This window comes from Clostridium rhizosphaerae (genome assembly GCF_016765585.1).
Classification (GTDB): domain Bacteria; phylum Bacillota; class Clostridia; order Clostridiales; family Clostridiaceae; genus Clostridium_AT; species Clostridium_AT rhizosphaerae.
The window spans coordinates 906,241-927,549 of the sequence record NZ_JAESWC010000002.1; the positions used below are offsets into that span (position 1 = coordinate 906,241).

A 21,309-nucleotide genomic window follows, 5' to 3' on the forward strand; every position below is an offset into this window, starting at 1 on the left:
CAAAAAATTACAATGTATTTTAATTAGGGGGAAATTAATATGTTTGAATTTAATCCTAAAGAAGCAAAATGGTTTTTTGAACCTCAAAACTATGTAATTGAAAAAGATAGAGTTGAAATTACAACAGATCCTAACACTGATTTTTGGCAGAGAACTTATTATGGATTTAGAAATGATAATGCTCATGTGCTTTATATTACAACTGATGAAAAATATTTTTCATTTACTGTAAAGGCAGAATTTAATAGTACGGTATTATTTGATCAGTGTGGAGTTGCAATTTATCAAAATAGTGATAATTGGGTTAAGGCAGGAATAGAATTTCATAATAATAATACTGCATGGCTTGGAAGCGTAGTAACCAACCATGGATATTCTGATTGGGCAACCACTGATATTGGCGCATTTGTAAAATGTGTATGGTATAGATTGAGCAGACGAGAAAGTGATTATTGTATTGAGAATTCCTTTGATGGCATTACTTTCAAGCAGATGAGAATTTTTCACTTGTTTGAAGGTGACAAAGAAATTAATATTGGGTTACTTGCATGTTCACCTAATAAAAATTCTTTTAAGGCTGTATTTACTGAAATAAAGATAACGGATTGTCTGTGGAAAGAACATAATCCAATTACAAATTAACGGAACTCACAAAAGGAGTTCCGTTTTTTATTACCTGTTTTAAAAAATGATTCACAATGCTTCTTCCCAATCCTTCCATATATAACAAAACTTTTACCATTTTATCAGCACTAAACCCTTTATAAAGCTAATTATCTAAACATTGTCTATTTGGCTTAGTATTTTAGAGTTATTTTATTTTAAAAACCTTTACATGTTGAATATAAACACTGTTAATTCCTTGACAATCTTTCCAATATATTATAACATACTGTACTGTACTAAATCATTTATTTACATTAGTAAGGGGGACATACAATGAAAAAGAAACTATTGACAACACTTGTTTCCGTTATGACGGTCATGTTCGTAACCGCGGGCTGCAGCGTCAAGACGGCAAAACAAAACCAAAACACTAAAGAAACTGAGGCAGTTTCCACAGCATCTCAAAACAGCTATACAAGCATCGATAAACTTAAAGAAAAGTATGATATCATAATTATAGGTGCTGGCGGTGCTGGAATGACTGCTGCTCTTGAGGCAAAAGCTAAGGGCATGAACCCTGTTATTTTTGAAAAAATGCCGGTTGCTGGCGGAAATACAGTTAAAGCATCTTCTGGAATGAATGCATCAGAAACAAAATTCGAAAAAGAGCAAGGCATTAAAGATAGCAATGATTTATTTTATAAAGAAACATTAGAAGGCGGTAAAGGCACTAACGACAAAAATTTACTTCGTTATTTTGTTGACAATTCTGCAAGTGCCATCGATTGGCTGGATTCTATAGGAATTAAATTGAATAACCTTACAATTACTGGCGGTATGAGTGTAAAACGTACCCACAGACCTGAAGACGGCTCAGCAGTTGGCCAATACCTTTTCAATGGTTTAATAAAAAATGTACAAGAAAAAGATATTCCTCTTTTTGTAAATGCTGACGTTAAAGAAATTACGCAAAAAGATGGTAAGATAAATGGTGTTAAAGTTCTCATCAACCAAAAAGATGAAAAAACAATTCAAGCAGACGCTGTAGTTGTAGCAACAGGCGGTTACGGTGCTAATCAAGATATTATTGCTAAAGTTAGACCTGACCTAAAAGGCTTAGTTACAACAAACCAACCAGGAACTACTGGTGATGGTATACTAATGATTCAAAAGCTTGGCGGTACTACAGTTGATATGGATCAAATCCAAGTTCACCCAACAGTACAGCAAGAAAATTCTTATTTAATCGGGGAAGCTGTTCGTGGAGAAGGCGCAGTTCTTGTTACAAGTAAAGGTAAACGCTTCGTAAACGAAATGACCACTAGAGATGCAGTTACTGATGCAATTAATAAGCTTCCTGAAAAATCAGCTTATCTTGTATTTGATTCAGGAGTAAAATCCCGTGTTAAAGCAATTGAGCAATATCAAAAGATGGGCTTTGTACTTGAGGGAGATTCCTTCGAAGCCTTAGCTAAAAAAATGAATGTTCCTGCAGACCAGTTAAAAACAACTATGGATACTTGGAACAGCGCAGTTAAGAACAAAAAGGATGCTGAGTTTGGCAGAACAACCGGAATGGACAAGGATTTGTCAGGCGCACCATTCTATGCTATTAAAATTGCTCCTGGAATTCACTACTCTATGGGTGGAGTTAAAATTAATGCTAACACAGAAGTTTTAACTGAAAAAGGCGCACCTATTCCAGGTCTATTCGCAGCAGGCGAAGTTACAGGCGGACTACACGGTAATAACAGAATTGGCGGCAACTCTGTTGTTGATATAGTTATTTTCGGTCGTCAAGCTGGTACAAAATCAGCTGAATATGTAAAAGCACATAAAGCACAATAAAAGATTTTCATCATTTTACTAATCAATTGACTACAAAGATTTAAAATATGCACACCCGGGTTAAAAATCTACTATTACATGGATTTTGCATCGAGGGTGTGCATTCTATTTTTTCTATAAGTATTTCATATCTCCCCCATTTTCAGCACATGCTCTGTGAAACTCTCCTACAATTATCACAGTATCTTCTTTTGTTTTATTACCTCTATAAAAGCTTATGTCTTGTTCACTTTCTCTTTAAAAATTCTCCTTTTAAAGTTGGAACCTTTATGGAGGAACCTTCAATATTTCCTTGTAGAGGTAAGAAGGTATACTTATCAATATTATCTTTGCTTGGAACAAGTTCTATGTTATTATCCTTAACTGTATACTTTCCTCTTACTAACTCACTAGTTTTACCGATATTACTATATAAGGTAAATGTATCATTATCGTTAACCTTTAAAGTTATATTAGGGTTTTCTTTGAAATCGTATATTCCAGAGTAAGAACCAGTATTATTACCTGCAAATAGATATATTAATAAGATTACAAAAACTAAAAAAGCAATAAACCTTTTCATTTGGCATTTCACCTTTCCTTGAACTTAAATCTTAGTACAAGTATATTATAAATCTCAATACTGATTTGGTTAAATTTAATATCCTTACCCTTAAAAATCACATCCATATACTATAAGTCTATTAAAACAAAATATTATGCCTTAATCTTATTTTTTTTGGATGTTTCTCTAGTTTATGTTAAGTATTATCACATTTAACTTATATTGATAACCTCAAGGTATAAACTCAATAAAAAAAGCATTATCTTAATTACAAGATAATGCTTTTCACTTCAATGTTAATTAATTTTTTTAGTTAATATAGCATGATACTATATAGATGGACAAAGTCTGTTTTAATTTGAATAATAGATTATCTCATTGGTTATAGTTGATTATACGAGAATAAGTCCTTATAATTTTAACTCACTCTCTAATTAATCCTATTAGCTGCATCAATTAGGCTCTGCCTGTCAACGCCTTGCAAGGCTTGATAGTCTACTTCTGCTATCTTCCCCTTGCTTAAATCCCAATAAGCTGCTGTTTTAATATCGGCTGGCAAATGGCCTGCTGGTGCAAATTCCTTAAGCAGCCCTTTAATTACTCTAAGCTCTTCTCTCATGTTATTTGGCTGACTGAAGGTGAAGATTATGAGCTTTTTATTTTTCTTATCCCATCCACCTTCTATAGGTATTTCTATTCCTCTGTGCTTTGTGGTAATTAAGTTTTTATCTATAGCTGCTATAATATTAAAATAATGTATTTCACTAAATGGGTCTTGATACTGAAGCATTGCCTGTGAAACTAATCTTAGAAGCATATCTTTTGTAAGCTTAAGAGAAAATTGTTTGTGAAGGTAAGTTTGTATTGGCTTTAAGTTATTTTCTTGAGCAGTTTCTCTGATAACCTTCATGGCTTCTGAAACTGCTCTTGCATAGATGCGGTTTCCTGATCCGGTATAATTAAAATATGCTTTTAGAAAGCTATATGAGGATTTTAATCTCATCTTAACTCCTTGATGAATTAGTATCACTAATAAATATATGAGTTAAGAAGTCTAAATAGAATTAAACCTGCATCAGATTAGTAGTTTGCCACCTATATCATAGAGATTTTTTATATTTCTTATAGCTGTTTATGCTTGCAAAAATATTTATAATGCCTAAAAGTATGAATATTATTGCAGAGTATTTACTCTCATTCAAATATAATATTCCTAAAACAGTAAAGGTGATACCTATAAACAGGTTTATTTTCCCTAACCTTTTTTTATCATCCATATCATTTAACTTGCCGTATTTTTTTATTTGCTTGATTCTAGAATTGTATGCCAGATACGGCATGAAATTAAAAGTAAATATAATCATATCTATTATTAAAAAGCCAAATAAAATTAAGAATATAGGTCTTGCAGCAAATAGAGATAAAGCTAACAGTGCTATTATAACTATACCTGCTATTAAGGAATAGATAGTTCCTCTTTTGGTTGTATTTCTCACACTTATATATTTATCTATTTCTGATTGGCCATCGCTGTAAATAGGCTTAGTTCCTGCTTGAGCTGAAAAAATGTGCATTTGATTTTCTACAGATACAACCTTCTGCCAGCCTGCCTCTTTAAATATTGTAAAATACTCCTCATCCGCATTAATTTGATAATCTAAGCTGTATACAAGGTCTTGAGGCGTATCTTTTTTTAGTTTATATAAAAATCCTCCAGAAATGCCTTGAAGTATCCAGCCCTGCTTTGCATAATCACTTAATGTTTTCATATCGCTTTCTTCACTGAAAGCAAGCCCTCTTATCATTACATATTTAGTTTTCATAAATAGCCCCCTTTTATTTCAAAAAATTCTCAGCAAATTTGACCATCTGTTTTTTACGTTCTATCTCTTTTATGAGCATCTCTCGCCCTTTATTTGTTATTTTGTACACCTTTTTATTTTCTTCTGTATCAGAATTTAACTCTACTAAATCTGCCTCTAAAAGCTTTTTAAGTGTTGTATAAAGTGTTGCAGGACCAATAACAACTTCATTGTTTGTGAACTTCTCAATAGTTTTCATAATAAGGTAGCCATGCTTTTCCTCAATAACGCTTGATAAAATATAAAAAGCAGAATCCGTAAGCTCCCCGATATCAATAGAATCTTTTCTTGGCATAAAGACCTCCTTAAAAAATATATCATTTATTGATATATCATTAAATATAATATATCAATAAATGATATAGTTGTCAATTGCTTTTTTACACAATTAACCATTGGGTTTTATTTGTGAAACTTAACTTATACATGTCTCAAAATAGTGATTCTTCAACACTTTTTGAGCATGTATAAGTTATTAGTTGAACTTAAAACCCTATAGCATAAAAAAAGCAGGCCCAGATGAACCTGCTGTATGCATATATTTATTTCAAAAGGACTTATCCTACTTTTTAATAAGCTCTATGGCCTTTTCCACAAGCTCATCTCTTCCCGCTTTTATCCCATTTATTGTAGGTTTCACGTAAATATCAGGCTTTACACCTACCCTTTGAGTTTCCGATTTATCAGGATAATAGACTCCAATTCCTGAGAAAACTGTGCTTATACCTCCAGGAAGGCTGAATGTAACTATGTTGCCATCTGCACCAGCTGAGTCGCTTCCAATGACCTGTGCATTAGGTGCCTTTCTTAAAGCCATTGTGGTGAATTCTGCCTGACTTTGGCTGTATTCATTGATGATTATAATAACTTTTCCTTTATAAAAATCCGAATTATTCTCTCCAACCTCCAGGTTATCCGAATATATAAATTCTCCGGGCACAGAAGGATTTGCTACAGCTACCTTTGCAAAGGCAGACTTTTGAGGCATAAGATAACGCCCTAGAGTATACATTATGGGATCCGACGGATAATTTCTTAAATCTACAATGAGTCCTTTTGTATCCTTAAACTCACTCATAATTTTGTCTATCTCACCTTTTGCCAGTGCACCAGGATTTATATATCCTATATTTCCTTCCACAAGCCTGTGGGACTGATCTGTTCCTGAAAACATATTTGTTAAGCTGTAGCACGTAACATTTTCTCTTATCTCCTTACCGTTTCTCTCTAAAGTAAGATTTAAACTACCCTCGTTTGTACTAAACAAATAAACAAACAAATCTTTTACAATCTCCCTGTCATTGGAGGTTGATTTATATTTAGCTTTTTCTTTTATGACATCAAATATATCTTTGTCATTGATTTTTGATACAATATCTCCTTTTTGCACCTTGCAGCCTGCAGAATACTTTTCTATTATTTCTGTTATAACAACCTTATCTTCAATTAATTGAAACTTTACAGGCACCGCGTTAAATCCAAAGTATCTATAAAGCTCGTTTCTTTTATCCGTAACATTAACGTGTGAATCATGGATTTTAGTTGTCAATTCAGAAACAGCAAGCTTATAGGATAAGGAATCCTTAGTTTCAATAAACTTAGGTATAAATTCTGCCAAAACTTTATTCCAGTCTTCACTAATTACCTCCCTATAAGGATAATAGTACTCAATTATATTCCAATATCTAAACAGACTGAGCAGCTTATATCCTTCATCATCATAAGTCATGTTAGGGTAAGACTTTTCATTTTTAAAGCTTGCATAGGGTGAATCTTTATCAAAGCTGACATATCCTTTATTTCTCTCAGAAATATATGTCTTTGATAGCCTAATTAATAAATCGCTTAAATCCTTACTGACATAATTACTGTCTTTAATCCACTCTATATCCGGAGCCAGCATAATATCTTTGCTGCTGCTTTCAGAGCCTTCTTTTACTTCTCCAAGCTTACTAATCCAGCTGTATAAAATCTTATCAGTTTCTTCTGAGTCCTTTGCTTCCATAACTTCCGGTATAACTTTAAATAATTCAAAATCCCAATTTACAGAGGAATCTATAACTTTGGGATGATAATATTTAACAAAGCCCCATACTTTGCACAGCTTGCTTAAATCTCTAATCTGATTATCATTTATGCTCTCAATTTTAATACCGCTTTTCTTATGGAAAATATCCTCGAAAGCCCCTTCACTTTTTGCCCTAAAGAAGCTTACTAATACAAAGAAGGCAATTATACTAATTAATAAGATTCTTTTAATCCACACACTTTTTCGATTTTCTTTTATTTGTCCCCCCATATTCGTTTTTATCCTCCAAATTTATTTGTAACAATAAATCCTAATAAGATATATGATTTATCAGTCTCGCATTTATAATGTTTTGGTGTATATTTTATTTTTCCTTTGGATTATTAACTATCCCAACAAACAAAATATTATCGCGATTAACTTTTATAGCAAAGATAAACGGTCTGTTTAAAATCATTTCTGCTTTTTCTGGCTTTGGAGCAGCTGAGCCGGCATAATCTATTTGCGTAAATGCAGCAGCCTCTACCCCTTTTTCGTCAATGGCTATATGGCTTTCCTGCTTTATATTGGAAATAAAGGCTTTCCCCTCTGTAATTCCTGAGAAGTCTGCATTATCTTTAAAAGCCTCTTTTATTCCAAGGTTGTTTAAAGCTTCTTTAAGATCAAGACTGCTTCCATAGGAAAACTTCGGTATTTGAAAAATTACCTTTCCATTAACATTGCTTTGTTCATCAAAGAGCTTTGCCGCTTTTTCAGGTGACTGCAGCAGGCTGTCTATACTTACACCCTTGTCAGGCAGAATAAAAAGCAGGCTCCCATTGTTTTTTAAACTTAAAGCTGAGCTTGTAAAGCCCTCTCCTCTAGTAAAACTATGAGTTGCATAGGTACTGTTCATAAAATCGCATTTAAGCTCTTGTCCATTCTTTAAATAAAAGGTATCTGTTTTAGTTGCTTTATCATCGAATTTATCCATCCATTGATCCTTGTAATAAATAGTGTTTAGAATGGACATAATCTGATTCTTGTCCAAGCTTATTTTTGGTGAAATAACACCATTTGTATTTTTAGAAATCCAATCCTCCATAAGTTTAGAGGAAGTTTTATCTTCAAAATCAAGGTTGTATACGGATGAATAAAAATCTTTTACTGCTGTGTCTAAAAAACTTTTCTTAAATTTCTTGTCTTTATCAAGCCACACTGAATTTGCTATTTTAATCTTTCCTATTTCATTATCAGAATATAAAAGTCTAAAAAGCTTTGAATTTTCATTACTGATATAATCAGCTTTATTGTTTTCCGCTCCAAGCACTGAAAAAATTTCCTTTTGAGTACTTCCTCCTGCTCCTGTGCCTGCAAGTGAGAGAGCCATATAAAGACTTACAGGTGAATAAGTAATGTTATTTGTCTTATTCTTCAATATTTCAGAAGTTGATTTATAGGTAAAATCTTTTAGTGCATTTGAAAAACTGTCTTCAAGTTTGTTGTCTTTCATAACTGAAATACGTCCATCATAATCATCGAAAGCCATACTTTTAGGATACATAGGGTTTTCTGCAACAGAATATTTCTGAGCAGTATCTGTTGTATCTGGTTTACTTGATATATCTGTTGTATTGGTTGTTTTTGCTCTACCACAGCCAGCAATTCCGCTAAAAAGCATAAATACTGAAACTAGAGCTGCTAATTTTCTCATATTTCCATCCCCTTCACATCATAAAATATAATATATTGTAAACTTTACAATTATTGTTATGAGTCTATTTATATTATATTTCTAACACCAAAGATTTACAATTAAAAAGTAAAAAGCCAGGCAGACCTAGAAACTCTAGAATCTGCCCGACCTTTTGTGTTACATAAATAGAAAACTTATACAAATTATTTTCTAACTATATAGAAAGTAATAATCTAATTACATTGAGCTGTCCCATAAGTCCTTGAAGATTGGACATTTTAGGACAGCTCAATGTAAAGATTATTAATACTTTCTATATAGCTTTACTGCGCTTTGAACAACGTTATTTTCCAAAAGCTGCTGCCCAATCTGCCTTGAATTTTGCAAGGCCTTGATCTGTTAGAGGATGCTTTAGCATTTGCATAACTAAGCTGTAAGGAATAGTTGCTATATCTGCTCCTGCCTTAGCTGCTTCAATAACGTGAATTGGGTTTCTTACGCTTGCTGCAATTATTTGTGTATTTATTCCGTGAATAGCAAATATATCTGCAATTGTTCTGACTAAATCCATTCCATCCATTGAAATATCATCTAGTCTGCCTAAAAATGGGCTTACATAAGTTGCTCCTGCATTAGCTGCAAGTAAAGCTTGTGGCGCCGAAAAAATCAAAGTTACATTTGTCTTAATTCCTTCTTTGGATAGAACCTTACATGCTTTAAGTCCTTCGCCTGTCATTGGAATTTTTACGATCATATTTTTATGAATTTTAGCGATTTCTCTTCCTTCTTTTATCATTCCTTGAGCATCTTCGCTTATAACTTCTCCGCTTATTGGTCCGTCTACTATTTGAGTAATTTCGTTTAGAACTTCATTAAAGTCTCTTCCTTCTTTTGCAACTAGGGAAGGATTTGTAGTAACCCCGCATATTACCCCCATTTCATTAGCTTCTCTTATATGTTCTATATTAGCTGTATCTAGAAAAAATCTCATTTTTTTACCTTCCTTTCTTTATTTAATTACAAAACTTATATCTAATACCATTTTAATACTCATATGCGCTCTATTCAATATGCAGTATTAACAAGAAATTCAGCTATAAGCTGAATTTCCCCCATCATTCTTAATTCTACATTAATTAACGTGATCCATAAGCTCCATAAGGAGTCCATTTACCAAATATAACTGCTGCTAAATCTATAATAACAGTAATATCTACATTTAAAGCTTTTAATATACTGTTTGTTACGTCTTCTCCAAAATTAACTATAAAGTTAGATAAATAAATTATTCTGCTATTTCAAGTGCAATTTCCATCATGTCTGTAAAACTTAGCTGTCTCTCTTCAGCTGAAAGCGATTCACCAGTTATAAGGCTGTCTGAAATTGTAAGTAAGCATAATGCACTTTTCTTAGCTTGTGCAGCATTCATGTAAAGTGCAGCCGCTTCCATTTCTACCGCTAAGATTCCCATGCTTATCCACTTTTCTGTTGCAGTTTGATCTGCACAGTAGAAAGTGTCAGAGGATAATATGTTTCCTACTACAGCGTTTATATTTTTCTCTTTTGCTACCGCAGCTGCAGCGCTTGCTAAATCAAAGCTTGCAATTGGTGCAAAGGTTCCAGGTAGGCAATACTGCGCAGCATAGTTTGAATTTGTAGATGCTCCTAAAGCGATAACAACATCACGTACCTTGACATTTTCATTCATGCTTCCTGCAGTTCCAATACGGATAATATTATCTACACCGTAAAAATTAAATAATTCATAGGAATAGATACCGATAGATGGCATTCCCATTCCGCCGCCCATTACAGAGATGCGTTTTCCTCTGTAGGTTCCTGTATATCCAAACATGTTTCTTACTGAATTAAACTGAACCACGTCTTCTAGAAAAGTTTCTGCAATAAATTTTGCTCTCAGTGGGTCTCCCGGCATTAATACTGTTTTTGCTATTTCTCCTGCTTTAGCTCCAATGTGTGGAGTTGGTGTACTCATTGTAAATTCCTCCTTTTAGTCGGAAGCACTGAGCAATTAAAGATTGCTCGCTCCCGCTTGCTAATTGCTCGTTAAAGTCCATTTAGGGCTTTAACCTCCTTAATGTCTATATATTAATCATGGAACAATGCTGAATAAAATGCCTAAACTTAGCGTGTTATTTGCAACGAAGGTTTCCTAGGGTGCAAATAACACGCGGTAGGTTTAAGGCATTTTAGGCAGCCTTAATTCCATAGTTAAGCAGCTAATTTGCTTAAATTAATTTTTTTAAGAACTGTTTTGTCAAAAGTCTCTGATACCTTTTGTATAATAGGTCCAGCTATAAGGGCCGCAATAACTGTAACAGCTCCTACTTTTCCTCCAAAGGAAAATCCTACAGCCAAAGATATAATATCGCACATTACTTTTGCTACTTTATATTGGCGTCTCATTTTATCTCTGACAATCATAGTTACGCCTGTAACCGGATCCATTCCAATATTCATTGCTATAAAGATGCCAACACCTAAAAACAACATTGTACACCCAAGAAAAGAAGTTAATATTCTTCCTCCCATTGTTCCCGGAATATTAAGTACATCATGAAGCTTAAATCCTAAACTTATGAAGTTTCCAAGCGGCAGTGCATAAATAAATGTTCCTATATTTATATATTTGCGATTAAAGATAAGTACTATGGCAAGAAAAACTACGTTTACCATGTTCGTTACCAGTCCAAGCTTCTCTATTGGAAAGCCGAGTATACTGCGGACTCCATCATATAAAACTGCAACAGGGTCGTTTCCTAGCCTTCCGGCTGAATTAAATGCCAGCCCAAAACCTACTAGGATAACTCCTGCTAATGCTATGGGCAGCTTCCTTAGCAGAGTTTCATAGGATTTGTTTTTAAACTTACTAATTGTGTTGTCCATTATCTATACCTTTCTACTCACTTATTAAACAAGCTTTTCTAATACTGATTCACCAATTGTATTTTCAGGCATTTCAATACTAAAATTATCTGATATAGTAGCCCCAATAGCTGCAAAGCAATTACTTGTTTCCATCAGTCCATTTTGAGTCATGGATGGTGAATATGCTAAGAAAGGAACAAATTCTCTTGTATGGTCAGTACCTGTATAAGTCGGATCATTTCCATGGTCTGCAGTAATTATGAGCAAATCATCTTCCTTTAACTTATCTAGTACTTTACCTAAATTTACATCAAATTTTTCTAACTCTTCAGCATAGCCTATAGGATTTCTTCTATGTCCCCATAGAGCATCAAAATCAACTAAGTTAACAAAACATAGTCCTTTAAAATCTTTATCCATTATCTCCAAGGTTTGTTCCATACCATGAACAGAACTCTTTGATTTATAACTTTCAGTTATACCTTCACCGTCGTATATGTCCCTTATCTTTCCAACAGATATTACATCAAAGCCATTGTCTTTTAGTGCAGTTAGAGTAGTTTGTCCGTATGGCTTTAAGGCATAATCGTGTCTATTACTTGTACGCTTAAACTCACCCTTCTTTGCTCCTAAATATGGTCTTGCTATAACTCTTCCAACCTTCCATTCATCTTTGAAGGTTAATTCTCTTGCAATCTCGCAGCAGCGATAAAGTTCTTCAAGGCCGAAAGTTTCTTCATGTCCGCATATCTGAAGCACTGAATCTGCTGAAGTATATACAATCATGTCTCCAGTTTTCATTTGGTGTTCGCCGAATTCATCTAAAATCTCTGTACCGCTGGCACTCTTGTTTCCTACTATGCCATGCCCGGTTCTCTTCTTTAGTTCCTCCAAAAGTTCATCTGGAAAGCCTGTTTCTGTAAAAGTTTGAAATGGAGTTTCAATCTTTAAGCCCATCATTTCCCAATGACCAGTCATTGTATCCTTACCTACACTTGCTTCTTTCATTTTCATAAAATGCGCTAAAGGTTTTTCTACTGCCTCTACATGCTTTATTGGATGCAGATTAGCTAATCCTACTCTTTGAAGGTTAGGAATTTTAAAGCTTTCTACTGATTCTGAAATATGTCCTAGAGTATCTACTCCTATATCTCCATATTCTTTTGAATCATTCATTTCTCCCACTCCAAGGGAATCTATTACTATTGTAAAAATTCTTTTATATTTCTTCATTCTTACTCTCCTTTAAATTCTTGCCATTATATTAACCAACTATTTCCTGTCATTTTTTATCAAATTTCTAATTGCTTGTACTGCAACTTCTATTGCTGTTTCAGTATCATGCACTTGTATATTTTCTAGTCCCGCTTTTTCACGTTCCTGATTAGCAACTACTAAAAATACTGATCCAACTCTTACCTTTAAATAGCTTCCTACTACAAATAAAGCAGCTGACTCCATTTCAGAAGCAAGTGTTCCTAATCTCAGCCATGCATTCCACTTATCCATTAATTCATAGCTTACTGGTTTTATTTCTGGAGAGTGCTGTCCATAAAAGGAATCTTTGCATTGAACTACGCCAACATGATAATTCTTATTTAAAGTTTTGCAGGAATCTACTAATGAGTTTGCTACTTCAAAGTTTGCTACTGCTGGGAATTCTATTGGTGCATATTCCTTGCTTGTACCTTCCATTCTAATAGCCCCCGTAGCTACAACTACATCTCCGCCTTTAACATCTATATCCATTCCGCCGCATGTGCCTACTCTGATGAAAGTATCCGCTCCGCAATTAACCAGTTCTTCTAGGGCTATTGAAGCTGACGGTCCGCCTATTCCTGTAGATGTAACACTTACTTTAACCCCATCTAAATACCCGGTATATGTAACATATTCTCTACTGTCTGCAATTAACTTTGGATCGTCAAAGTGTGCTGCTATCTTTTCACATCTCTTTGGATCTCCTGGAAGTATAACGTACTTTCCTACTGCCCCTTCTCCCACATTAATATGATATTGTTTTCCTGAACCTTGTGAATAAATCATATTATCCCCTCCATAAATTCTCATTTAAATTCTTTTCATTATACGTTTACATATCTAGCATAAAAACAGACATCTTTTTAACTTGTCCGTTAACTTGTATTATTGTCTGTACAAAAGTTTATCATGCCTATAATTCTCTGTCAAGTTTTTTCAGCCTATTTCAGCCTATTTTAGTCGTATTTTGCCCTTTGAGACTCGCTTTTAATTTAAAGCATTTCATTGCTGCAAAAAGCCGCTAAACCTATAATTTAAACAAGCATTTTTATAGCTGCTATGAAGCTATATTTAGTATTTTATTGTCTAACTTCAAAATTACAGCTATAATTAGTATTAGCAAAATTTTTATTGAATATTAGCGATTTACTCGATATACTTGTCTAGATAAACCTATACATACCAGAAAGGTGTTATTTTTATGGATAAATTTAATATCATCGAAAAAGAAAAGGAATTTAAATTTTTAACTGTGTATAATCAGCTTTTTAAAATGATAAAGGAAGGTAATTTTCCTGAAGGGAGCAGATTGCCCTCTGAGCCTGACCTATCGAAAATGCTTGGAGTCAGCAGATCAACTTTAAGGCAGGCACTTGCCCTGCTTCAGGATGACGGATTGGTTAAAAACATAAGAGGCAAAGGAAATTTTATAATAAAATCACATTCAGATAAGCCTATTGGTTTAGAAGCAATTGGGCATCCAGTATACAAATGTTCTGCTGATAAAATTGATGACGTTAAAATGCAGCTGCGCATAGAACCTTCCTCAGATTATATGAATGAAACCCTGGGGAGAAAGACTGCTGCTGTTGTTGTTATAGATAGATGGTATACATATCAAGGAAATCCTGCTGCTTACTCCTTTACTATATTTCCAATTGAGACCATTTCAAAATTTAATATAGATTTAAATGATCATCCTAAAGTACTAGAATTCGTAGAAAAGGAAATTTACGAAATATGCAGCAATGTATTAGTTGAAGTTAAATATTCAACTGCCGGAAATATATCAGCAAAGTTTTCTCCAATTTCATCAGAAAATCAGTTTTATCTAATACAAGAAACTATGTACGAAGACTCAGAATTTCCTATGGTTCACAACAAGCATTATTTACCGATAAAATCCAGTTCCATTGAATTTCATCAAAAAAAATAGAACCAGGCTGTCTTTAAACACTTTAAAATCCTCAGTGTTTGAGACAGCCTGGTTTTTTGACCACATAAATATTTAATAAGGTTTATTGGGAATTATTATTGCACATACAATATAAATAAGTAATCCAGTACCAAGAAGCAGTACTGATAGAGCCCATAGTATACGTATTATAGAAGCATCGAAGTCAAGATATTCTGCTAGTCCGCTGCATACACCTGCAATCATTCTGTTAGAATTTGATCTGTACAATTTCTTTTCCATGTTTTACCCCCGCCAATAATCATAGTTATTATTATGCTTTCCAGACGGTTTTTAGTAACTAAAAAAGAATTTATTTAAAGCCTGATGTCTAATTTTAACCTTAAGCAAAGCTTTTTATCATTCTTATTTAGGAATTACTAATTAATATATGCTTATACTATGGTTATATAAATAAATACATGATTCTCAAGGAGGATTTTTATATGGAATATAGTTTTCCTGAAGGTTTTTTATGGGGCGGTGCAGTGGCGGCTAACCAATGCGAGGGAGCATATAACGAAGATGGCAAAGGGTTATCGATACAGGATATAGCTCCAAAAGGACTAAGAGGCCCCATTACAGAAAAACCAACTGAAGATAATCTAAAGTTAATAGGTATTGATTTTTACCATCGATATAAAGAGGATATTAAACTTTTTGCTGAGATGGGTTTTAAAACTTTTAGAACCTCTATTGCCTGGTCTCGTATATTTCCAAATGGTGACGATGAAAAGCCCAATGAAAAGGGGTTGGAGTTTTACGATAACTTATTTGATGAATGCTTAAAATACGGCATTGAACCTCTTGTTACAATCTCTCACTACGAGACTCCTCTTGCTCTCTCTAAAAATTATGATGGATGGGTAAATCGTAAACTGATTGGTTTTTTTGAAAATTATGTGAATGTAATTTTTAATAGATACAAGGATAAGGTAAAATACTGGCTTACCTTTAATGAAATAAATTCAGTATTGCACGCCCCCTATATGAGCGGAGGAATATTTACAGATAAGGAAAAGTTAACAAAGCAGGATTTATACCAGGCAATTCATCATGAATTAGTAGCAAGCGCCTTGGCAGTCAAAATTGGACATAAAATTATGCCTGATTCAAAAATTGGATGTATGATTCTTGGTGTACCTAATTATCCATTGACACCTAATCCTAGTGATGTATTTGAATCTATGAAACAGGATAGAGAAATTCTATATTTTGCAGATGTTCAGGCAAGAGGTGCTTATCCTAAATATATGGACAGATATTTTAAAGAAAGCAATATTAAAATACATATGGAACCTGAAGATAAAGAAATACTTAAAAATACTGTGGATTTTGTTTCCTTCAGCTACTATATGAGCTCCTGCGCAACCGCAGATACAGAAAAAAAGAAAGCTTCAAATGCAGCAGGCAATATAATTTCAGGTGTTGCAAATCCATACCTTAAAGCTTCTGATTGGGGATGGCAGATAGATCCTCAAGGGTTAAGGTATATTCTTAATCTTTTCTATGACCGATATCAAAAACCATTATTTATTGTTGAAAATGGTTTAGGGGCTGTTGATGAGTTGGTAACAGATGAAAGTGGTAATAAAACAGTAATTGATGATTATAGGATCAAGTATCTTAATAATCATTTAGTTGAAGTGGCTGAAGCAATAAAAGACGGTGTAGAAATAATGGGCTATACTACATGGGGATGTATCGATCTTGTCAGCGCAACAACTGCAGAACTTAAGAAACGTTATGGCTTTATTTATGTGGATCGTAATGATGACGGAACAGGTACTCTTGAAAGGTATAGGAAAAAGAGCTTTTACTGGTATAAAGAAGTAATCAGAACAAATGGTAAGAGTTTAATTTATAATTATAGATAAACAATAGAAAACACCTTCCCGTGATTTAGAGAGGTGTTTTAATATTTACTCATATATATCTGAAAACTCTATCTCTATTTTTTCTACATTTTGCTTTACATCTATGAAAGCTCCGTCCTGTACTTCTGCATTTTTATCTACTGTTCTCTTTGGAAGTTCAATAGTAAACTTGCTCCCCTTTCCTTCTTCACTTACAAGGCTTATAGTACCTCCATGCAAATCTACCAACGACTTAACAAGGGAAAGTCCGATGCCGCTTCCTTCTTGATTTCTTGAAATGCTTCTATCCACCTGGACAAATCTTTCAAAAATAGACTGCCTCATATTTTCAGGTATTCCTATTCCAGTATCCTTTACAACTATGCTTATGCTGTCAGCTTTCTCGTATATATTTACAAAAATACTTCCGCCTTTAGGAGTAAATTTAACTGCATTGGACAATAGATTCAACATTATTCTTTCTATTTTATCAGGATCGCAGGCGATAGTTAATTCTTCAATTTCCGTATCAAATACTAAGATTAAATCTCTTTGCTCTGCAAAGGCTGCAACAGATAAGGTTATATCTTCAACTACTTTTATAATATCGGAGTTTTCTAAGTTTACCTGAAAATACCCCGCATCTATTTTTGTAATATCAATTAAATTTGCAACCAGCCGTATTAGTCTGTAGCAGTTTTGTTTGATAAGCTTAGAATACTTTTTTATGTCTTCTTTGCCATAATTACGTATCTCACCGTTTATTGTCAAATCAATCATCTGTTCAGCAGAAAAAATAACATTAAGAGGTGTTCTAAGTTCATGTGATATGTTTGCAAAAAAGGCAGCTCTGAGCTTTTCATATTCCATGGTTTCATTTAATTCTTTTGTACGCTGCTTTAACAGCTTATCAAGTTCTTTGTTTTTATCGAGTATTAATTTATTGTTTATGAAGTCGGTTGCAAAAGAGCAGTAATTAATATTAGAAACTTTTAGTGCCATAATAATAAGAAACGTAATCAGCAGTGCATTGCGAATAGAATGGTAAATGTCAGCTCCAAGCACAACGCATCCGATAATGTAAATCATATATGAAATAATATAAACAAAATACCTTTCTTTTTTATCAAGAAAAATTACAAATGTTATATAAAACATTATTATTAGATACGGAAAAGGCAATCTGTCAATATTTCTATTTTGGATTGATATTATGGCACAAAAGGCTAATAGGAAAAAGCATATAATTCTGTGCATCCATTTACAAAGCTTAATATTTGATGCTATATCATTTCTCACAAAGAATAGTGCAGCTAAAAAAGCAAAAGGAGCTATCAAAAGTGCCATATGCAAATAGAAAAAATAGCAATATATATTCCTGTCAATATTCCAAAACTTTGATATAAAGCGCATTCCAGGCAAAAAAGTACCAATGAGCAAAAACATAAAACTAAGAACAGCTTCTTTTTGCAGATTACTTTTAAGAAGCTGCAGCTGTAATTCTTCCTTATACTCTATCGGTATCTTCTTTATTTCACTATTTTTAGAATTTAATTTAATTAATGGTACATTTCCAAACATTAAATCACCATCTTTAAAGTAATATGATAATTATATATAAACAATACAAACATCAAATCTTTACTGACTTTATTGTCTGTAAATTTATAGTTGAATCCTTTTATCTAAATATTTCGATAATAATAACAAAAATCCTCTATAATTTCATATATACTTTAAATTTTTTACAATACTAGCATTTTCTTAGCAAAATCAAGTCATATTTTTATAAAATTCTTATTTTATCAATATAGATTCGCTGGTTGAAAATATTTAGTCCCTAATAAAAAGCTGAGCCAATTGTTCTTTAGTCAGACTGTTCATCAAACCGCTGTTTTCAAGGCTCTCTGTTAAGACTTTGTCGATAAGTTCCTTTTTATCTTCCTGAAGCTTTACGATTTTTTCTTCTATAGTTCCTCTTGCGACAAGCTTAATTACCTCTACCAAGTTTTTTTGTCCAATTCTATGAGCTCTATCCGATGCCTGAGCTTCTACAGCTGGATTCCACCACGGATCAAAATGAATTACTAAATTTGCCGAAGTCAAATTTAAACCAGTACCCCCGGCTTTTAAGGAAATTAGAAATACATTAATATCTTTACTGCTGTTAAAATCCTTAACCCGCTGTATTCTGTCCTTAGGTTTGGTTTTTCCATCTATATAAAAGAATTCAATACCTTCTTCCTTTAAACTTTCACCCAATTTATCTAAAACTGAAGTGAATTGAGAGAATAAAAGCACTTTCCCCTCAGATTCGATATGGTCCTTAATAAGCTCTATTGCCATTTCTAATTTTCCGCTTCCTCCTTCATAATCTTCTATTATTAGAGAAGGATCAAGGCAAAGCTGCCTAAGCTTTGTTAAATAGGAGAATATCTCGATTTTGCTGTCTGAATTCTTAACAAGTTCTCTTACACTTTTAATGTATGTGCTGTAAACAGCCTTTTGAGCGGCCGTCATTTCAATTAAAAGCTTCTTTTCTATCTTGTCTGGAAGCTCTTTTATTACTTCTTTTTTAGTTCTTCTTAACACAAATGGCTTTATTAAAAGTTTGAGGCTTTCCAAATTGTCCTGATACTTTAAAATAAATTTTTCTTCAAATCTTTGCTTTGAATACAAATATCCAGGCATTATAAAATCGAATATGGACCAAAGCTCTGCAAGGTTGTTTTCCATAGGAGTTCCTGTTAGTGCAAATTTTGTCTTAGCCTTGATTTCCTTTACAACCTGGGTATTTTGCGCTGAGGCATTTTTTATGTTTTGAGCCTCATCAATAATGAAAAAATCAAAAACAAAACCCTTATAAAAATCTATATCCATTCGAAGAGTTCCATAAGTAGTTAAGATGACATCATATTCATTTATGTCTTCTGCTGATTCTGTTCTTTCTGAGCCATGCATTATTAAAACTTTAAGGCCTTTAGCAAATTTCTCTATCTCCTCTTTCCAGTTGAATATAAGTGAGGTTGGACAGACTATAAGAAACTTCTTATCTTCTTCAGACAAAATAAAGGCTATAGTTTGGATTGTTTTTCCAAGCCCCATCTCATCTGCAAGTATACCTCCAAAGCCTAACTCACTTAAAGTCTTAAGCCATTTAAATCCTTTAATCTGATATTCTCTAAGAGTACCATTGAAATTTTTAGGAAAATCTATTTCTATGCTGTTTAAATTATTTAGCATGCTTTCTATTTTCTCCAGAGCCTCAAAACCATTTATGAAATCTAATCCTTTATTATGTATGGCCTCTAATAAGTATAAAGCTTTATCTCTTGTTAGCTCAGTTTCTCCTTGCTCTACAGCTTTATTTATATCTAAAACGTCAAACAAATTGAAAAAACTTCTTACTCCATCATCTTCAAAATCTATAAAATCATTGTTTTTTGTTTTATAAAATTTTGCTTTTGCCTCATATTTTTCAAAGGCACTTCTAAGTTCAGCTCTTTCAATATTTCCAATACTGTAAGAAAAGTTATAAAAGTCTTCCTGCTCATATAAGTCTGCTTTAATTGAGGATGAACCATATATTTGTCTTTCTTTAAGACCTTTGCCTAAAACAACTTTTCCTAAAGAATGTATAGTACTTGTTCTTCCTGCTAAAATATTAAATAGCTCTTCATCTGTACCTGTAAACATGAACCTTTTTTTACTTATTACAAAGCTATATTTTTCAATTTCCATAAGGAGTCTTTCTTCTCTCTTAAAATCTCTTATAGAGCTGTCTGTCCCCTTTATTTCGTCCAGAATATTAATTTTCCTGATGCCGTAGTTTAGAAATATATCAGCATAAACTTTTCCTTTTTCTTCGTATACAAAGAATTCTATTTTTAAAAGCTTAGCTGCAAAATTTTTTAGGTTCTCAGCAATATTGATGTTTTTTGTAATTTTATTTAAAAGAAAAATGAGCTTATTGTAGTTATCTATATCTTTTTTATAAGCAATTGCACCATTGCTCTTTAATTTTTCATATAGCGGCATATAGCTGTCAATCTGTTTTTTTGAGGGAAGATATAGCTCGTTTTTATAGTAAAAAACATCATTACTTGAATTTAGGTAAATAGGCAGCTTTTTGTGAGTAGTTAAAATTATGCGTCCGCTATCCTCTTTTAAATTGAAAGTTACAGGGATATCCTTATGAAAAATAGGAGTTGTAAATTCTATATAATCATATTTAAATTTAATTTTATCTGTTTTAATACTTTCTAAGAAGGTTCTAAGCTCGCTGGGCTGAAGTATTCGTTTTTCGCTTCCATACCCCTCTAGCACTTCATAATATTCAGAGTCTTTATCAGTTTTTCGTGTAAGCTTTAAACCTCCAGTGTTATCTATTTTTTTCTCTTCACTTGAAGCTTTACTTTCTGCCTCTTCACTTATGTCATCCTTGCCCTTTGAAAGCAGGTTGAAAAATTTATAGGCTGAAGCAGTTAGATGGCTGCACATAAATGTATAGCCCTTTAAGGAAAATTCTTTAAATTCGTCGCAGCTGCATTCAATACTTTCTAGCTTTTTCTTTTGAAGATTTATTTTAATATGAGTATTAAGCTCCCTACGAGTACTTTCATCTTTAACTCTTCCGTATATGTGATAGATATTATCTATTTTTCTGCCCTTAAAATAAGTAACCAATCCCTTTTTAAAAGCATTCTCTCCTTCTCTTTTCATAGCACTTGAAGCAGATTTCAGCACTATAGATTTTAATTCTATAAGATTCATTTTAGAATCCATA

The 21,309-nt window shown here is 33.1% G+C and carries 18 protein-coding genes; 4 read left to right on the forward strand and 14 right to left on the reverse strand.

The annotated features are described in order from the left end of the window. The first annotated feature begins 39 nt into the window (after positions 1-39). Positions 40-642, forward strand: a complete 603-nt coding sequence (locus JK636_RS07445) for a DUF1349 domain-containing protein (protein ID WP_202748196.1) — start codon at positions 40-42, stop codon at positions 640-642. Positions 643-939: 297 nt separating this feature from the next. Beyond that, positions 940-2,454, forward strand: coding sequence for a flavocytochrome c (locus JK636_RS07450; protein WP_202748197.1), 1,515 nt, complete (start codon positions 940-942; stop codon positions 2,452-2,454). A gap of 226 nt (positions 2,455-2,680) precedes the next feature. Here JK636_RS07450 and JK636_RS07455 read toward each other — a convergent pair whose 3' ends face one another. The 11 genes from JK636_RS07455 to udp form a co-directional block, all read right to left on the reverse strand. Beyond that, positions 2,681-3,016, reverse strand: coding sequence for a hypothetical protein (locus JK636_RS07455; RefSeq protein WP_202748198.1), 336 nt, complete (start codon positions 3,014-3,016; stop codon positions 2,681-2,683). A 412-nt stretch (positions 3,017-3,428) separates the two neighbouring features. Next, positions 3,429-4,001: a hypothetical protein gene (locus tag JK636_RS07460; protein ID WP_202748199.1), complete on the reverse strand. Its 573-nt coding sequence runs from the start codon at positions 3,999-4,001 to the stop codon at positions 3,429-3,431. Positions 4,002-4,098: 97 nt separating this feature from the next. Further along, positions 4,099-4,821: a DUF2812 domain-containing protein gene (locus tag JK636_RS07465; RefSeq protein WP_202748200.1), complete on the reverse strand. Its 723-nt coding sequence runs from the start codon at positions 4,819-4,821 to the stop codon at positions 4,099-4,101. Between the two features lie 13 nt (positions 4,822-4,834). After that, positions 4,835-5,155: a PadR family transcriptional regulator gene (locus JK636_RS07470; RefSeq protein ID WP_202748201.1), complete on the reverse strand. Its 321-nt coding sequence runs from the start codon at positions 5,153-5,155 to the stop codon at positions 4,835-4,837. A 267-nt stretch (positions 5,156-5,422) separates the two neighbouring features. Then, on the reverse strand, positions 5,423-7,159 hold the full coding sequence (locus tag JK636_RS07475; RefSeq protein WP_202748202.1) for a S41 family peptidase: 1,737 nt from the start codon (positions 7,157-7,159) through the stop codon (positions 5,423-5,425). A 94-nt stretch (positions 7,160-7,253) separates the two neighbouring features. After that, positions 7,254-8,582: a serpin family protein gene (locus JK636_RS07480; RefSeq protein WP_202748203.1), complete on the reverse strand. Its 1,329-nt coding sequence runs from the start codon at positions 8,580-8,582 to the stop codon at positions 7,254-7,256. A gap of 325 nt (positions 8,583-8,907) precedes the next feature. Beyond that, the gene (gene fsa / locus JK636_RS07485; RefSeq protein WP_202748204.1) at positions 8,908-9,555 is read right to left on the reverse strand and encodes a fructose-6-phosphate aldolase; all 648 of its coding nucleotides are present in this window, start codon (positions 9,553-9,555) and stop codon (positions 8,908-8,910) included. Between the two features lie 294 nt (positions 9,556-9,849). Then, on the reverse strand, positions 9,850-10,560 hold the full coding sequence (gene deoD, locus JK636_RS07490) for a purine-nucleoside phosphorylase (RefSeq protein WP_202748205.1): 711 nt from the start codon (positions 10,558-10,560) through the stop codon (positions 9,850-9,852). A gap of 236 nt (positions 10,561-10,796) precedes the next feature. Next, entirely contained in the window at positions 10,797-11,471 is a 675-nt protein-coding gene (locus JK636_RS07495) for a YczE/YyaS/YitT family protein (protein ID WP_202748206.1), read from the reverse strand. Between the two features lie 24 nt (positions 11,472-11,495). Then, a complete protein-coding gene (locus JK636_RS07500; RefSeq protein ID WP_202748207.1) occupies positions 11,496-12,686 on the reverse strand; it encodes a phosphopentomutase in 1,191 nt (396 codons plus the stop codon). A 39-nt stretch (positions 12,687-12,725) separates the two neighbouring features. Further along, entirely contained in the window at positions 12,726-13,499 is a 774-nt protein-coding gene (gene udp / locus JK636_RS07505) for a uridine phosphorylase (RefSeq protein ID WP_202748208.1), read from the reverse strand. A gap of 415 nt (positions 13,500-13,914) precedes the next feature. Between udp and JK636_RS07510 the strand changes: the two genes are divergently transcribed. Next, entirely contained in the window at positions 13,915-14,649 is a 735-nt protein-coding gene (locus JK636_RS07510; RefSeq protein ID WP_202748209.1) for a GntR family transcriptional regulator, read from the forward strand. A 72-nt stretch (positions 14,650-14,721) separates the two neighbouring features. Here the strand turns inward: JK636_RS07510 and JK636_RS07515 are convergent, their stop codons facing one another. Next, the gene (locus JK636_RS07515; RefSeq protein ID WP_202748210.1) at positions 14,722-14,910 is read right to left on the reverse strand and encodes a PspC domain-containing protein; all 189 of its coding nucleotides are present in this window, start codon (positions 14,908-14,910) and stop codon (positions 14,722-14,724) included. 203 nt (positions 14,911-15,113) lie between these two features. On the opposite strand from JK636_RS07515, the gene JK636_RS07520 reads away from it, so the two are divergent. Next, a complete protein-coding gene (locus JK636_RS07520) occupies positions 15,114-16,544 on the forward strand; it encodes a glycoside hydrolase family 1 protein (RefSeq protein WP_202748211.1) in 1,431 nt (476 codons plus the stop codon). A gap of 45 nt (positions 16,545-16,589) precedes the next feature. Here the strand turns inward: JK636_RS07520 and JK636_RS07525 are convergent, their stop codons facing one another. Both JK636_RS07525 and JK636_RS07530 read right to left on the reverse strand, forming a co-directional pair. Then, positions 16,590-18,104 carry a sensor histidine kinase gene (locus JK636_RS07525; protein WP_202748212.1) on the reverse strand — a complete coding sequence of 505 codons (1,515 nt, stop codon included), beginning with the start codon at positions 18,102-18,104 and terminating at the stop codon, positions 16,590-16,592. A gap of 252 nt (positions 18,105-18,356) precedes the next feature. Then, entirely contained in the window at positions 18,357-21,308 is a 2,952-nt protein-coding gene (locus tag JK636_RS07530; RefSeq protein ID WP_476727379.1) for a DEAD/DEAH box helicase, read from the reverse strand. Position 21,309 lies beyond the last annotated feature (1 nt).

Excerpts from the sequence above, each read along its gene's own strand:
- JK636_RS07445 (WP_202748196.1), top strand. The coding sequence starts at position 40 with ATGTTTGAATTTAATCCTAAAGAAGCAAAATGGTTTTTTGAACCTCAA.
- JK636_RS07450 (WP_202748197.1), top strand. The coding sequence starts at position 940 with ATGAAAAAGAAACTATTGACAACACTTGTTTCCGTTATGACGGTCATG.
- JK636_RS07455 (WP_202748198.1), bottom strand. The coding sequence starts at position 3,016 with ATGAAAAGGTTTATTGCTTTTTTAGTTTTTGTAATCTTATTAATATAT.
- JK636_RS07460 (WP_202748199.1), bottom strand. The coding sequence starts at position 4,001 with ATGAGATTAAAATCCTCATATAGCTTTCTAAAAGCATATTTTAATTAT.
- JK636_RS07465 (WP_202748200.1), bottom strand. The coding sequence starts at position 4,821 with ATGAAAACTAAATATGTAATGATAAGAGGGCTTGCTTTCAGTGAAGAA.
- JK636_RS07470 (WP_202748201.1), bottom strand. The coding sequence starts at position 5,155 with ATGCCAAGAAAAGATTCTATTGATATCGGGGAGCTTACGGATTCTGCT.
- JK636_RS07475 (WP_202748202.1), bottom strand. The coding sequence starts at position 7,159 with ATGGGGGGACAAATAAAAGAAAATCGAAAAAGTGTGTGGATTAAAAGA.
- JK636_RS07480 (WP_202748203.1), bottom strand. The coding sequence starts at position 8,582 with ATGAGAAAATTAGCAGCTCTAGTTTCAGTATTTATGCTTTTTAGCGGA.
- fsa (WP_202748204.1), bottom strand. The coding sequence starts at position 9,555 with ATGAGATTTTTTCTAGATACAGCTAATATAGAACATATAAGAGAAGCT.
- deoD (WP_202748205.1), bottom strand. The coding sequence starts at position 10,560 with ATGAGTACACCAACTCCACACATTGGAGCTAAAGCAGGAGAAATAGCA.
- JK636_RS07495 (WP_202748206.1), bottom strand. The coding sequence starts at position 11,471 with ATGGACAACACAATTAGTAAGTTTAAAAACAAATCCTATGAAACTCTG.
- JK636_RS07500 (WP_202748207.1), bottom strand. The coding sequence starts at position 12,686 with ATGAAGAAATATAAAAGAATTTTTACAATAGTAATAGATTCCCTTGGA.
- udp (WP_202748208.1), bottom strand. The coding sequence starts at position 13,499 with ATGATTTATTCACAAGGTTCAGGAAAACAATATCATATTAATGTGGGA.
- JK636_RS07510 (WP_202748209.1), top strand. The coding sequence starts at position 13,915 with ATGGATAAATTTAATATCATCGAAAAAGAAAAGGAATTTAAATTTTTA.
- JK636_RS07515 (WP_202748210.1), bottom strand. The coding sequence starts at position 14,910 with ATGGAAAAGAAATTGTACAGATCAAATTCTAACAGAATGATTGCAGGT.
- JK636_RS07520 (WP_202748211.1), top strand. The coding sequence starts at position 15,114 with ATGGAATATAGTTTTCCTGAAGGTTTTTTATGGGGCGGTGCAGTGGCG.
- JK636_RS07525 (WP_202748212.1), bottom strand. The coding sequence starts at position 18,104 with ATGTTTGGAAATGTACCATTAATTAAATTAAATTCTAAAAATAGTGAA.
- JK636_RS07530 (WP_476727379.1), bottom strand. The coding sequence starts at position 21,308 with ATGGATTCTAAAATGAATCTTATAGAATTAAAATCTATAGTGCTGAAA.